Raw genomic sequence first — 14,016 nt, forward strand, 5'->3', positions numbered from 1 at the left:
AATGAAATGCTATTGTAGCCACCTAGCCCCGGTTGGAGCGTTACCCTGCAGCAACGAGGTATGAGGCAGCGAAGCGTAAAAGCGAAAAACGGGAAGGCACTTCTTATTCTGCACAGGGCTTGCGCTTCAAAATTAAAAAAAACATATTTTGTTAAAGCGTTTTCTCCCCTTTTGTAAAGAACCTAAAACATAATCTCTACTTCATGTTAAAATGTTATTTTAGGCCAAATTACAAACAAGCACCCTATAATGAAGTTTTCCATTAAATTATTGGCCTTATTGCCGCTTCTTTCATTAAACGTTTTAGCACAGCAGAAAAAGCAACATTTTTCCATTAAAACTGCAAAGCCTGTAGATCAGGTGAACGTTTTTTTAGGATCTTCTGCAGATCATGGGCAGATGTCGCCAGCAGCATCGGCTCCTTTTAGCATGTTGAGCATTGGCCCCCAAACTTATCCTAAAACACATACTGGCTACGAATACCTCGCCAAGAAATTTGAAGGCTTTACCCACAACCGTTTCGAAGGAGTAGGCTGTCAGGGTTCAGGTGGTAATATTTTCATCAAACCATTTTTAGGCAGTGATCCGGCAAAGTCAGAACTGATCAAGATTGCTGAAAAAGCAAGTCCGGGTTACTATGAAGTGGGTTTTGAAAATAAAATTAAGGCCAGTTTTACCGTATTGGGCAAAGCCGGGAAACATGCCTACCAATTTCCGAAAGGGGCCAAGGGTTTTTACCTCGATTTGGGTTATGCTTTTAATGGTGCTTTTGTAGCCGAATCTCACGAGGTAAACGGCAATACCATAAATGGATGGATTACCTCGAAAACAACTTGTGGCGTGGGTAAATACAAGCTGTTTTATTACATGAAAATCGGCGATAATGTATCGTGGAAAGTAATAGACGATCATAAACTGATTGCCATGCTCAAAGGAGAATTAACTTCAGTGGGAATCAACATTGCACTTTCTTCGGTAAGTGTTGAAGCTGCAAAAGCCTCTATCAATAAAAATCCGTTCAATACCGTAAAAGAACAAAGCAAAGCCGATTGGAATACAAATCTTTCTAAAATTGCCGTAAATGGCGATTTGGAAAGTGCAAAGCTATTCTACTCACTTTTATACCGTACGATGCAATCGCCTTACGTAATTTCAGAAACTGATGGAACATATCGCAATACAAAAGGCGAAATTCAGAAAGATAAAGAAATCCGTTACAACGGCTGGGCCATTTGGGACAATTACCGTACGCAGTTGCCTTTGCTTTCGCTAATTCAACAAGACCGTTATGCTGGCATGGTCAGTTCTGTTGCCGATCTGTATAACTCCGGCAAAAAAGATTATGCCGGGCAAAATGAGCCATCAAATACCGTGCGTTCTGAACATGCCATAGTGGTTTTGCTTGATGCCTATCGCAAGGGTTATCCGGTAGATTTTAACAAGATTGCCGATTCGCTAGTGAAAGAGGTAGATGGGCTGGATTATAAATCTCCAGATAAAGCTTTAGAATCGAGTTACGACAACTGGGCATTGGCAGAAATCTTCAAAATTTTAAAGAATAAAGAAAAATCTGATTTTTATCTCAATAAAGCACTTGAATACAAGAAATATTGGAACAAGGACTTTAAAGATATGACCAAAAATGATGTCGACCGCATGCAGGCCCGTGGTTTATACCAGGGTACCATCTGGCAATATCGATGGTTTGTGCCTTATGATTTTAAAGGATTAATTGAACTGGACGGGGGAGAGGAATCTTATCTGGCAAAACTCGACGAATTTTTTGCACGTGATTTATACAACCATGCCAATGAGCCAGATCTGCAGGTACCATTGATGTATAATGTTACCAAATCTGGTTATAAATCGCAGTATTGGATGCATCAATTAGCGGCTGATACGGTAATCCAGAATTATTTTAACGATAACAGCCGCGGAATCGGTAGTTATATCGGTAAAATTTACAGAAACCAGCCACATGCCTATTTACGTACGATGGACGATGATGCCGGTGCGATGAGTGCCTGGTATGTGTTTGCGGCAAGTGGTTTTTCCCCTGCCTGTGTAGGGTGGCCGATTTATTATTTAAATGTACCTCTATTTCCATCGCTAAGTTATAACCTGCCGAGAGGAAAAACTTTTACCATCGAAACTGAAAATTTTAGTCTGAAAAACAAATACATCAAAGCCGTTTTTCTTAATGGAAAGCCTTTCAAAAAGAACTTTATCACGCAAGAGGATATCAATGCAGGAGGGGTGCTGAAAATCGTTGCTTCGGCCGTGCCAGTTAAAATTTCGGATACCGAAAACTGGATTTCGAGTCTTAGAAAATAATTTTAAAAAATTACAAAAAACTGCAAACTAATTTCAGATAATCCTGTTGTTCTAGTATAAATTTCAAGATCATGGCACCTTTAAAATTAAGCGAAGAACAGCATGCTACATTAAGCAATAGAAGCACATTAGAACAAGTTAACGAACAACCTTTAGAACTTCATCCAGAAGCGTACAAAGTAAAAGGCCCGTCTCCCGATAAGATGAAGACAGTATCATCCTCTTTAAGGAATTACGCTCACGGGTTGTACGGGTTGTTGTAAAAACGCCTCCAATAAAATCTTATCATACCGGATTTATATAAAGCAGCCAGGATTTAAAAACCTTGGCTGCTTTTGTTTTGATAAGAAGAGGCTGGATCAAAAAGTTAGATTCTATTGGCATTGTCACGTTGAGCTTGTCGAAACGCTCTGCCAAAGCTATTTAATCTAGTCCTTCAACAGGTTCAGGATGACAACCATATTTACGAGATAGCGTTTTCTTCGAATACAATGCATACCTTACTCCCTTATGAAACAAAGTGCCGGAATATTGCTCTTCAGAAGAAAAGATCAGCAGGTGGAATTTTTTCTGGTTCACCCGGGCGGACCGTTCTTTGCCAAAAAAGATCTCGGTTTTTGGACAGTACCCAAAGGGGAATTGAATGAAGGTGAAGAGCCGTTAAAGGCTGCCATCCGCGAATTTAAAGAAGAAACTGGCCAAAGCTTAACCGGAAATTTTATTGAATTGACTCCTGTTGTACAAAAGGGAGGTAAAAAAGTGCTATGCTGGGCATTAGAAGGAGATCTTGATCCTTCAACAATTGTTAGCAATACCTTCGAAATAGAATGGCCACCACGATCGGGTAAAAAGCAAAGTTTTGCCGAAATAGATAAAGCAGCATGGTTCGTTTACGCCGATGCAGCTAAATACATCAACGAAAAGCAGTTCGCTTTGCTTGATGAGTTAAAATTAAAATTAAGCCGTTAATTCAAAGTGTGAAATTTCCTTCTCGGCACCGTTAATGATCATCGAAATCTGGTGATCGCCCAAATGAAATTTACGTGTAGTGATCAGCACGAACTTTTGCTTTCGGATATGTTTACTGCTGCACCTGCAGGATAAATCCGCTCGGAAATCTTATATACCTTTTTAGTGTTCTGTCCATTTTGCTTTTTATAGTAAATGGCATATTCCAATCTCACTTTCTTTTCGGAAGGATTTTCGTTCAGAATAGAAAACGAAAACTCCAGGTTTTCGCCAATTTTGATCTGAGGTGTTAAGATTTTGAAATCTTTTAATAAAATTCCTGCATCATCTAAGCCATAATGATTAAGGATATCGGTATGACCTTGTTTAAGTAATGTACGGCTGCCGTGTTTAATAATGGCATCTGTTTCGGCGCCCAAACCCGACCAGTTCTTAGCAATATTTAAAACAACCTGAGGATGATCTTTTGCAATATCGTTTAAGCTATTGGCAACGCTCCGCCTTACAGATTCAGACGGATCTGTTTTAAGATTTTCCAGTATAGGTAAAATAGATGTCGGATCTTTTTTCAGAAAGGGGATACCCATGGCCCAGGGTAAGCGTGGACGGCTGCCTTCGCTGGCGAGCCTTCTCACTTTATGGCTTTTGTGCAGCGACCATTGCTGCATCTTTAAAATCATCTCATTTTCGTATTTTAAAATAAAAGGACGAACCGCAAATTCGCAGCTTACAAACTGCGTAACAAATTCGAGCGCTTCAACGGAGCTTTCGAAATCATCTATGCCATAAGTTTCAATGTAGTCAGGCAAGAACATATAGGCCAGGCCATCTTCTCCAATACCCTGAATTCTTAACTGTGTAATTGTTTTTTTAATTAGCGCTATCGTTTGAGGATAATCTTCTGGTAAAAAATCGTGTAATACCTTCGAGGTATGTTTCATCCGCTCTTTTAATTCTTTTGATTCAAATTCGTGCGTAAAAATCTTTTTAATAAATTTTTCTTTATCGAAACCAGGAACGGTAACCGTTAATGCATGGGCTAATCTATCATAAAAGGCTGGAGAATATAGATCTTTAAGCGGGCTGGCCATATTGTTGGTAATTACAGAGTGGTTTTTATTTTAACGCAGCTAATTTACTAAAAATATTAGTATTTTTTGTGCTACTAACTTAAATAATTATTTAATCGTATCATTTTTACCTGCGTTTAAGAATTTCAGCTTTTTCTTTAGCACATTTGCTTGTCATAAAAATAAGAAAATGAATACAACAAAAATAGGTTGGATCGGGCTAGGGAATATGGGTGTCCCGATGGCAGAGCAATTGATAAAAGCAGATTATACAGTTACGGTTTACAACAGGAGCAAGGACAAAGAAGCTTTGCTGAAAGAAATGGGTGCATCTATCGCTGAAACACCTAAAGCGCTAATTGTAGCTACTGATGTGGTAATTGTTATGGTTTCTGATGATGCTGCAATAGAACAGGTTTTTAAGGGGGAAGAAGGTCTTTTTAGTGGAGAAACTTCCGGTAAGATCATTATCAATATGAGCACGGTTTCTCCTTCAATTTCAAAAGAAATGGCAACGCTGTGTAAAGCAAAAGGCAACCTTTATTTAGATGCACCAGTTTCAGGAAGTGTAAAGCAGGCAGAAACCGGTCAGTTGGTTATTATGGTTGGTGGTGAAGAAGCTGCTTTTAATCAGGTAAAACCGATTCTAGAAAAAATGGGCAAACTTGCCAAACTTGTTGGTGGTAATGGCGCAGGCAACAGCGCAAAACTGGCCATCAATTCGCTTTTGGCCTTATATGCTCAGGGCTTGGCCGAAACCGTTTTGTTTGCTAATGAACAAGGGATTAAAACAGAGGATTTGTTAGAATTGATCAATAATGCAGCCATTGGCAATATTTTTACCAAAATTAAAGGTGATGCTATTATTGCGGATCATTATAAAGCTGCTTTTGCACTTAAACATATTGTAAAGGATTTGAACCTGGCAAAAGAAGAGGGTATTTCGTCGCCATTGGCTAAAATAGCACTGAATACTTTCGAAGCGGCTGCTTCAAAATATGGAGAAGAGGATATTATTGCAGTAGTTAAACAGCTTAAAGGATAAAGCGATCCTTTTTAATACTAAAGTTGATAACCATAGGAGATTTTGGCTTTTCCTATGGTTATTGTATTTGAATAATTTAATCTAAATATTTATTGGTTAACGCTTTGTTCAGATAAGAATTCTAACAGGTTTTTTTGCATTATACCACATTTGTTTGCCCGAATATGACATCATGTGAAAAATCATCTACCTCCATATTGACATATACAATATTAGCATTGCTATCTGTGGCTTCGATATTTTCCATCAACTGAAGCATTACTTAGCTTTTGCCCACGCGCCTTTGACCAGTAAGTACTTTAATTACTTGTTTATTGATAAAGGGAATAACCCGGTTTATATATATGGTCTTTTTATAAGTTTCATGTATAGCGTATACTTTTATCAAGAATACAAAAGTTTCATGTATATCGTATAAATTAGAAGAATCGCTATATTTTTAATCCGCCAAAAGTGCTGCCTAGAATAATTGCCAGTACAATTAAGGTAATTACGACATAAAGTTTATCCTTTTCTAGTATAAAAGCAAACAGCGAGAATACAATGCGCATAATTGGGGTGATGATTAAAAGCAATACTCCAAACTGGATAATAGCCATTGGTTTAAAAGTAAAAAGCCCCATAAAAATGCCGTCGAAAGTGATGAAGTCGTTTTCTTCGCCTTTAAAGATGTGGTAATCAGGTCGGCCTTGCGCTTCACTTTGTACCAAGAAAAGTATGCCGCCCAATAAAACAACCAGGCTAGCCGTGATTACACCAAACCTCAATAGTTTGCCCACGATTTTTTCGACATCGCGGTCTTGTATAAGATGTGTTGAGATGATATTTTTCATTTGTTTTTAACTTAAAATTTGTGATGGTAACCATTGTAGATCATTTCGAGTGCAACGAAGGTGATGGCAATACAGAAAATAATCCTTAAGGTTGAAGTATTAATCTTGGTCAATAATTTTGCACCTGTAAATGCTCCTCCCAATACACCAAGTACTACTGGGAATGCAATTCCTGGATCCATATATCCACGCTGCAGATAAACTACAGCACTAGCTGCTGCAGTAACCCCAATCATAAAATTACTGGTTGTTGTACTTACTTTAAATGGAATTTTCATTGCGGTATCCATGGCCAGTACTTTTAAAGCACCAGAGCCGATACCCAGCAAACCCGACATCACACCTGCTACCGTCATAATAGAAAAGCCTGCCCCAACATTTTTGAGTTTATACTCAACCGTTCCTGTTTGGGTGGGGTAACTGCTATTAAGTTTCAGTATTGCAGATAACCTGCTGCCTTCGGTTAAGGCTTCCTGGTTCTTTTTTCTTAAGGTCATTGCAGCAGAAAATAGAAGTACAGTACCAAAAAGAATGGCAATGGTATTGGTTGGTGTATATATCGCAATTAACGCGCCTATTACTGCGCCAACGGTAGTGGCAATTTCCAAAAACATACCCAAGCGTATATTGGTAATCCCTTCTTTAATGTAAGCACTTGCTGCACCAGATGAATTGGCGATGGAAGCCAGCAGTGCCGCACCTATGGCATAACGGATATCGACATGGAAAACGAGTGTAAGCAAAGGAATTACGACTACCCCGCCACCGAGTCCGGTTAACGAGCCTACAAGGCCTGCAAGGTATGCCCCGAGTATTAAGATCAGGGTAAAAGTTAAAATTGACATGATTTTATATTTAATGATTGTTGTTCAATATAGTTGCGATGATTTCGCTGGCAGCATCAGCATTCCTGTTATTTATGGCATCAAATAATGACTGGTGCAAATGATGGCTCATCGCAAAATGGGCAATACCAGAAGGTGCACGTTTGGCAAAAAAATCGCGGATAATTACGGTGAAGCTTTCATAAAGGTCACTTAATACACGGTTTCCGGATGCCAGTGCAATGGCCAGGTGAAATTCGATATCGGCATTGGCACATGCTGTTCTCGACTCGTTTTTGATGGCCAGTTTTCGTCTTTCAAGTGCTTCGCCAATGGCTTTTAAATCAGAATCGCTTCTGTTTTGCGTAGCTAAACGTACAATTTCCTGTTCCAGCAATGCCCTAACCTGATTAATTTCTTCAAAATCGGAACTGCGTAAACGCTGCTCGATGGGCTCGGCAGGGGCGGCATTAACTTTTGTTCCAGAACCTTGCTGAACGGTGAGGATTCCTGATAAGGTTAGCGATTTTATTGCTTCCCTAATGGTAGAGCGGCCAACGCCATATAATTCCATTAGTGCGGGCTCTGATGGAATTTTTTCGCCCACTTTAAATTTTTCTTCTTTAATATCCTGACGGATTTTAACTGCTATCTGCTCGAAAAGCTTGTTCTCCTGTTTCATAGTTTTGAATCTACAGCACAAACATACGATGTTTTATTTAAACATCGTATGTTTTGTGTATGATCAGCATCATTTTATTTTGAAATAGGGTTAATCTGGTACTTACTTTCTGGCCAAGTTTCAGATCGATAAGGTTAAGAAATAGGTTGTATTTAATGAAAATGCCATCAGGAGATATTATTCCCTATGATTAATGAATGATGGTATTTTAATTAGACCCGCTGTTGAATAGATGCGGTTTATATCCTGCATTATTCAACAGCATTTTTGCGATTGTCTAACAGTGAAATTGCTCTTTTTAATACGCGATCTTAGAAATTAGTAAGTATATCTTTGCTATATATACTATTCATTTGCAAGTTTTGCTTAGGTGTTAAGCTTAAATCAATATCAAGATAGGAGAGCAGCAGGTCAGTGGGGATTTGGTCAAATAGTCCGGGGTAAATACGTTTAAATAACGATATTCTGTTTTCGGTATTCTGCAGTCTAAATAAGATGTTTCTATTGTTTACATCAGCTATGGCAGTTTGGAGAAAATAAACATTAAATAATGAATCAAGAACAGGGTACCATGTGCAGCCTTCCTCCAGCTCAGTTTGGTCTATCAAAAAAACGATAGTATCCTTTATGGCAAAAAGATTGAAATTCCCGTCTGTTTGTTTAAAATCATTCCGGATATACACACTACCTTTTGTGCCCAACCATATATTGGCCTGCTCTGTCTCTTCATTTACCAAATAGCCATTAACCAGGCCATCTGCTACAAGTATAATCTTACCGTTGGCAGCTGAGCTGTTTGGCTTAAAAAGTGTTTCTCCTTTGCGAATACTGAGAAAGGACGTATGTCTGTACATAAAACGGATAGCTGCTCTATCTTTCTTCCGATCTAACAATGGAAGAAATACCTTTAAAAAATATTTGATGTAGTTTACTTCCATGTTGATTAATTAAGTTTTGAGGTTGACATATTGATTTGTTTTTTTATTAAGTAAATTGCATTTACAAACTGATCATACCCAAAGCTCAGATTCATGCCCAAATTAATAGGGTAGGTTTCTTATCAGGTTTCAATGGCACTGCAACGTGTTGTTGGGAGGAAAATTAGTCAGAAACTATCTGTCCACCCGAAGCATTAGCTTTTTAATTGCCTTCACACCATCTAAATCGATTTAGTATTTTCTTGTGCGGCGATCGCTTTTTGGTATTGTGCTAACCCCACTTAAGATCGGCTACAACTAAATTCTGTATTAAAAATTAATTTTCCTCTGATTTTGATCAAGATTTATCTTGATCTTACTTATCGCTAAAACTAGGTAGCACTGTGAGTAGAATGATAAGTTTTCAGCTGGATATTCCAGATAAGCTTATGCTAATTTTTCATCGTTTTCAGCGCATTCATATTCAGTACGATAATATTATTCCCGTCTTTTTCAATTAAACCCTCTTTGGTGAAATCTCCGAGCACCCTGCTCAGGGTTTCGGTTGCAATGCCTATCAAGGATGCCAGATCATATCTGGGAAGCATAAATCTATTATTCTCTGCAGACTCGTGGTTTAGTTTAGTCAGTTCAATAATTGCTTTTGCTATCCTCTTCCTTACAGAGTAATAGGCGATATTCAGTAACTTTTCATCACGGTTGTTCAAGCCATTGGCAAGCGCTTTAGCAAAAAAGCTGAACATGTCTGGGTAGTCTGTAATTAAATTCTGGAGATCGGTATAAGGGATGGTCAGTATTTCAACACTATCGATGGCTTCTGCAATTTCCTTATTTTCAGTACCTAATAGTGCGCCCTGAAGTCCGAAATATTCATGCGGGCCATAAATGCCAGTGATAAATATGTTGCCGGCAGAATCGGCTACATAGGTTTTTATCTTTCCGGATAAAATGTAATGCAATCCGAGCGATCGTCTCTCTCCCCTATAATAAAGAACCTGGTTTTTTTTAAAAGATCTGGGCAAATAATCTTCAAATCTTGATCTTAACCAGGATAATTCATCGCCGCTTTTATGAATATTCTTTAATTGAGTATGCCGTTTTAAAAATAATTCATGTTGAAGCCTTTTTTTTCTGAGCCTTACCTCTACATGATTAAGCAGCTCGCCATCATCAAAAGGAGTCATGAGGTAGCCATCTGCGCCCAATTCCATCACTCTGCGGGCAAGGTCATAATCCTGATTGTTCAATACCATAATAAAACTGATGCCCGCAGTTTCCATAAATTTATTAACAACACGCAATACCCCAATTCCGTCCATTTCAGCTACATTTACCTCCGAAATAATTACATCTACCGGACTTTTTCTGATAATGTCGATTGCTTGCTTACCGCTATTTGTTGATTTTACATTGTATTTCCCGATTGTTAGTATTTCGGTGATTTTTATCCTTAGATCGAAATCCTCAAGTATAATCAAGATTTTAGATCCCTCCATTTAAATTTTATGTTTAATCCTGAAGGCAATAGTTTCCTTTAGATTGGCAAAACAGGCGTTAAACCTGATTTCCGGACCTTGTTGTTACGTTATTTAAAGCTTTTCGATAGACTAAATTATGGTCTGCGAGAAAAGAAGATAGACAATTGGAAATAATAAGGGGTAGCAAAAAACTTCAGCCGCCGGGTGGAAAAACTATCTTGACGGAAGTGAAGATAATACTGAAGGCTTTGTTAAAAAAATGATACAGTTTTTTAACAAGCATTTTTAGAAAAGGCATTTATTAAAGGTTTTTATAGGGATTAACGGACAAATATCAAATAAAAATCGTTAATATGACGGATAAAAGGCTTGATAATTGTCAAATACATGTTTGATTGTGATCAATATGGCAAGAACAACTAATTAAAAAGTCTGGTGAATGCTGAAAATTAGTTCAAATGACCGTTTTTTAGTTTTTAGGGAGGATAATACTTCTTTGTTGAGTAGGCAAGTAATAAAACTCAAAAGATGTTGTATTCCCAATAAAAATAATACTGTTATCTACCGATTGTGAGTTTAAGTTTTTAAGGATATTTGTGTTTTTTTTATTGCTTAAACAATTCTGTGCTTCCAGATCGATCCTTCCAAGTACAACAAAGGTTGTGATCAGGCAGCTGGTGATGAACAAATGAAATGACAGGTAGCTGAACTGAAACATCCTAACATGAAAAAGAATAACCCATAACAACAGTAAAAGAAAAAGGGTGATACCGAGCAACACCATTAAGAGCTTAATATCCTGAAAGCTGATGAGGAACGGTAAAAATGTAAATGGCAATACGCCGATCAGAAAGGCGAAATTTCTGGTAAATAGCTGGTTGCTTATATCGTAGATCCAGTAGTGAATGATAAAACCTGCGGTAATGATAAAAGGTAAAAAGATTAAAAAAGCACATTTTTCCCAATACGAAAGCCCTCTTTGTGATAATAAGATGTCGGTAAGGCCATCAAGGTTTAAGATCTCGATATTAAACCTGATAAAAAAATAATATTCACCAAAGATGGCCAACAACACGAGGTAAATCACTGTTAATATCAAATATTTAATAAACAGAATATAAATGGAATTTATTTTATCTGTCATCTTAATTTTTTATAAGCGATAAAATTTAACCATAAAACAAAAAAATGCGACATAGGATAGATTTTGATTCCCAAATTTGCTTAAGCATTAACTTATTTCCATTGATAAGAATTAATGTGATTAGTGATTGTTGTCAAAGCACCTTCTATTTCTGAGTTACTTATACTTTATTGATCAGGTTGGATTAATAAAAATGGCCTGATGCTAAAGATTCAATGCCTACCTGGCTAGACTTTAAATAATAGATAATTTTTAATTTATTGAAAATCAATGTTTTAATTATTTTTTTTGAAAAAAATAAACATAATATTTGTATCGTACGAAAAGTATCGTACCTTTAGGTTATGAAAAGTAATCAAACTGAAAATAATCTGCCCGAACCTACTAAAGCTGAATTAGAAATTCTTCAGGTATTATGGGAATTCGGGCCATCTACAGTTCGGTTTGTAAACGATAAATTGAACGAACAACGGGAGGTGAATTATACCTCAACTTTAAAGCAGATGCAGATCTTAACCGAAAAAGGAATATTAAAACGTGATGAAAGCCAAATGAAACACATTTATATTCCTGTTGAGGCTGAAGAGAAAACCAAAGTGCAGTTGTTAGACCGTTTTGTAAATACCTTATATAAAGGATCTGCTTCGCAGTTAATGATGCAGCTTCTGGGTAACGAAAAAACCTCTAAACAGGAAATAGAAGAGATTAAGCGGCTATTGGATAGCATGGAATAATTAATAATATCAGATTCTAAAGAACCACAATGATGGAATTTAAGTTAATTAACCTTTTGCCCGAAAACTGGCTTCATGCCCTTGGTGCTACGCTGTTCCACTCGCTGTGGCTTGGGGTACTATTGGCCTTGCTTGCTGGTTTGGTTATGTTTAGTGCCCGAAAAGCGAGCGCTGCACTGCGCTATAATATGCTTACCATATGTTTAGCGTTGTTTGTTGTGGCCATATTCTTCACCTTTTACAAAGAACTGCAAAAGCCTGTTGGTACTACGGTCGTTATTAATCTTCCCAGCGGGACTACCGATCAGCCTGTAATAGCAAACGTTCAGCATGATATGTATTCGGGACTGAACAAAATTCTTTCGCTATGGAATGCATACGCTTATCAGATTGTATTGATCTGGTTTTTAATTATATGCGGAAAAAGTATTCAGTTAATGGTAGGTTTAAATGGTGTATACCATTTGCGTAAACATAAAACCTATGCTGCAGGTAAACAGTGGGATGAAAAGTTAGCTATGCTGGCCAAAAAATTAGGTTTAAGTCAATCGGTTAAAATTATGCAATCGGGTATTGCGCAGGTGCCAATGGTTGTGGGGCATTTTAAACCCTTAATTCTGATTCCGTTAGGTTTGCTTACCGGCCTGTCAAATGCAGAAGTTGAGGCTATTCTTTCTCACGAACTGGCGCACATTAAACGCAAAGATTACCTGGTAAACCTATTGCAAAGTTTTATCGAAATCGTTTTCTTCTTTAACCCAGCGGTACTTTGGGTATCACAATTAATAAAAACAGAACGCGAACATTGCTGTGATGATTTGGCCATTACCTGTGTAAGCGATCGCAAAAACTACGTTCAGGCCCTCATATTCTGTCAGGAGTTTAAGCAGCGTGCACCTGCTTATGCCATGGCGATAACGGGTAAGAATGGTAGCCTGCTGCATAGAGCAAGCAGGATGTTATTCAACACCAATTCAACTTTAAACAAAATGGAAAAGACAATATTAACCATCGCCCTGGTATCGGTTGTGGTTTGCAGTGCCACCTTTAAAAGCGTGGGCAATGCAAAAACGGTTGCCAGAAAAAAAATATCTACTTCAATACAAGTTTTACAGGATACAGCAAAAAAAGCTAAACCTGTTGAAGGGAAATCTGCCGATCAATTGGAAAAGGAAATCAATTCGAAAATGGATCGTCAATTGAAACAGTTAAACGAAAAACGCAAAAGCAGCGAAACAGCAGAAGATGTAAAGGCAAGAATTGCTGATCAGCAGGCCAGAAAAGACGATGCTGGAAAGGCAATAGCGGATGAGCGAATGCGGAGAGAAGATGCTAAAGCCAGAATTGCCGACGAAAAACTGAGAATAGCGGATGAGAAACTTGCTAAAGAAGATGCTAAATTAGCAAAGGAACACGCCAAATGGGCCAAGGAAGATCTCAAATGGACAAAGGAAGTTGATAAATGGGCAAAGGAAGACGCTAAATGGGTTCAAGAGAATAAAAGTGGCGATGGTTCACGTGTACCAAGAGCACCACGTCCGCCGCGCCCACCTAGAGCACCAAGGGCACCCCGCGCTGCGTATGCTGTACCATCGGTACCTCCAGTTCCGCCAACTCCAAGTATTCCATCAGCTCCACCTACACCCCCAACGCCACCTGTATATAACCCAAAAACAAGCACCCGAACAGGTGTGCAGCGTACGGTTACCTCGAAAACCGTAACCAACGGAGATGGTCACGATTATACCAACGAAATCAATCAGGAATTGATAAAAGACGGCATTATTAACAGCACCAATAAATTATCGTACAAGCTCAATAAAGACGATTTAATTGTAAATGGCGTAAAGCAAAATGCCGATGTGCAGAAGAAATACAAGCAAAGGTTTTTGAAGAACGAAAATCATTCGCTGATGTATAATTTCCTGATAGAAAACAACAAAAACTAAGTTCTAAAGCGCTAAT

12 protein-coding genes and 1 pseudogene are annotated in these 14,016 nt (G+C 38.1%); 6 read left to right on the top strand and 7 right to left on the bottom strand.

Translation table 11 applies throughout. The features are described from left to right. The first annotated feature begins 249 nt into the window (after nt 1-249). The 3 genes from AC1RJ8_RS14570 to AC1RJ8_RS14580 all read left to right on the top strand — a co-directional run bounded on the left by AC1RJ8_RS14570 (nt 250) and on the right by AC1RJ8_RS14580 (nt 3,303). Nucleotides 250-2,334, top strand: a complete 2,085-nt coding sequence (locus AC1RJ8_RS14570) for a glycoside hydrolase domain-containing protein (RefSeq protein WP_492954456.1) — start codon at nt 250-252, stop codon at nt 2,332-2,334. A 71-nt stretch (nt 2,335-2,405) separates the two neighbouring features. Further along, complete coding sequence (locus AC1RJ8_RS14575) at nt 2,406-2,597, top strand: hypothetical protein (RefSeq protein WP_205056786.1); 192 nt, start codon at nt 2,406-2,408, stop codon at nt 2,595-2,597. A 247-nt stretch (nt 2,598-2,844) separates the two neighbouring features. Continuing rightward, a complete protein-coding gene (locus AC1RJ8_RS14580; protein ID WP_492954457.1) occupies nt 2,845-3,303 on the top strand; it encodes an NUDIX hydrolase in 459 nt (152 codons plus the stop codon). On the opposite strand, the pseudogene AC1RJ8_RS14585 reads toward AC1RJ8_RS14580, so the two are convergent. Beyond that, nucleotides 3,292-4,394 (bottom strand): annotated as a pseudogene (locus AC1RJ8_RS14585) (DNA alkylation repair protein). The gene AC1RJ8_RS14580 and the pseudogene AC1RJ8_RS14585 sit on opposite strands and share 12 nt — an antisense overlap. Before the next feature lie 94 nt (nt 4,395-4,488). Here AC1RJ8_RS14585 and AC1RJ8_RS14590 point away from each other — a divergent pair. Then, nucleotides 4,489-5,418, top strand: coding sequence for an NAD(P)-dependent oxidoreductase (locus AC1RJ8_RS14590; protein WP_492954491.1), 930 nt, complete (start codon nt 4,489-4,491; stop codon nt 5,416-5,418). Nucleotides 5,419-5,849: 431 nt separating this feature from the next. Here AC1RJ8_RS14590 and AC1RJ8_RS14595 read toward each other — a convergent pair whose 3' ends face one another. From AC1RJ8_RS14595 to AC1RJ8_RS14620, 6 genes are all read right to left on the bottom strand, one after another. Next, on the bottom strand, nt 5,850-6,251 hold the full coding sequence (locus AC1RJ8_RS14595; RefSeq protein ID WP_492954458.1) for a DUF1634 domain-containing protein: 402 nt from the start codon (nt 6,249-6,251) through the stop codon (nt 5,850-5,852). 11 nt (nt 6,252-6,262) lie between these two features. Next, entirely contained in the window at nt 6,263-7,096 is an 834-nt protein-coding gene (locus AC1RJ8_RS14600) for a sulfite exporter TauE/SafE family protein (protein WP_492954459.1), read from the bottom strand. 10 nt (nt 7,097-7,106) lie between these two features. Beyond that, complete coding sequence (locus AC1RJ8_RS14605; RefSeq protein ID WP_492954460.1) at nt 7,107-7,757, bottom strand: FadR/GntR family transcriptional regulator; 651 nt, start codon at nt 7,755-7,757, stop codon at nt 7,107-7,109. 311 nt (nt 7,758-8,068) lie between these two features. Beyond that, nucleotides 8,069-8,695 (bottom strand): cyclic nucleotide-binding domain-containing protein, encoded by a 627-nt coding sequence (locus AC1RJ8_RS14610; protein WP_492954461.1) that lies wholly within the window; start codon nt 8,693-8,695, stop codon nt 8,069-8,071. A gap of 431 nt (nt 8,696-9,126) precedes the next feature. Then, a complete protein-coding gene (locus AC1RJ8_RS14615) occupies nt 9,127-10,191 on the bottom strand; it encodes a response regulator (RefSeq protein ID WP_492954462.1) in 1,065 nt (354 codons plus the stop codon). Between the two features lie 451 nt (nt 10,192-10,642). Next, nucleotides 10,643-11,317, bottom strand: a complete 675-nt coding sequence (locus tag AC1RJ8_RS14620; protein ID WP_492954463.1) for a hypothetical protein — start codon at nt 11,315-11,317, stop codon at nt 10,643-10,645. 344 nt (nt 11,318-11,661) lie between these two features. Here AC1RJ8_RS14620 and AC1RJ8_RS14625 point away from each other — a divergent pair, with 344 nt between their 5' ends. Beyond that, nucleotides 11,662-12,051: a BlaI/MecI/CopY family transcriptional regulator gene (locus AC1RJ8_RS14625; RefSeq protein WP_029275844.1), complete on the top strand. Its 390-nt coding sequence runs from the start codon at nt 11,662-11,664 to the stop codon at nt 12,049-12,051. 29 nt (nt 12,052-12,080) lie between these two features. Beyond that, nucleotides 12,081-14,000 (top strand): M56 family metallopeptidase, encoded by a 1,920-nt coding sequence (locus tag AC1RJ8_RS14630; protein ID WP_492954464.1) that lies wholly within the window; start codon nt 12,081-12,083, stop codon nt 13,998-14,000. Nucleotides 14,001-14,016: the final 16 nt, after the last annotated feature.

Source organism: Pedobacter sp. GW822-FHT03F06 (genome assembly GCF_058801365.1).

What these genes read in the sequence shown, in the direction of transcription:
- AC1RJ8_RS14600 (WP_492954459.1), bottom strand. Translation starts at nt 7,096, where the DNA reads ATGTCAATTTTAACTTTTACCCTGATCTTAATACTCGGGGCATACCTT.
- AC1RJ8_RS14605 (WP_492954460.1), bottom strand. Translation starts at nt 7,757, where the DNA reads ATGAAACAGGAGAACAAGCTTTTCGAGCAGATAGCAGTTAAAATCCGT.
- AC1RJ8_RS14625 (WP_029275844.1), top strand. Translation starts at nt 11,662, where the DNA reads ATGAAAAGTAATCAAACTGAAAATAATCTGCCCGAACCTACTAAAGCT.
- AC1RJ8_RS14615 (WP_492954462.1), bottom strand. Translation starts at nt 10,191, where the DNA reads ATGGAGGGATCTAAAATCTTGATTATACTTGAGGATTTCGATCTAAGG.
- AC1RJ8_RS14630 (WP_492954464.1), top strand. Translation starts at nt 12,081, where the DNA reads ATGATGGAATTTAAGTTAATTAACCTTTTGCCCGAAAACTGGCTTCAT.
- AC1RJ8_RS14580 (WP_492954457.1), top strand. Translation starts at nt 2,845, where the DNA reads ATGAAACAAAGTGCCGGAATATTGCTCTTCAGAAGAAAAGATCAGCAG.
- AC1RJ8_RS14575 (WP_205056786.1), top strand. Translation starts at nt 2,406, where the DNA reads ATGGCACCTTTAAAATTAAGCGAAGAACAGCATGCTACATTAAGCAAT.
- AC1RJ8_RS14620 (WP_492954463.1), bottom strand. Translation starts at nt 11,317, where the DNA reads ATGACAGATAAAATAAATTCCATTTATATTCTGTTTATTAAATATTTG.
- AC1RJ8_RS14595 (WP_492954458.1), bottom strand. Translation starts at nt 6,251, where the DNA reads ATGAAAAATATCATCTCAACACATCTTATACAAGACCGCGATGTCGAA.
- AC1RJ8_RS14570 (WP_492954456.1), top strand. Translation starts at nt 250, where the DNA reads ATGAAGTTTTCCATTAAATTATTGGCCTTATTGCCGCTTCTTTCATTA.
- AC1RJ8_RS14610 (WP_492954461.1), bottom strand. Translation starts at nt 8,695, where the DNA reads ATGGAAGTAAACTACATCAAATATTTTTTAAAGGTATTTCTTCCATTG.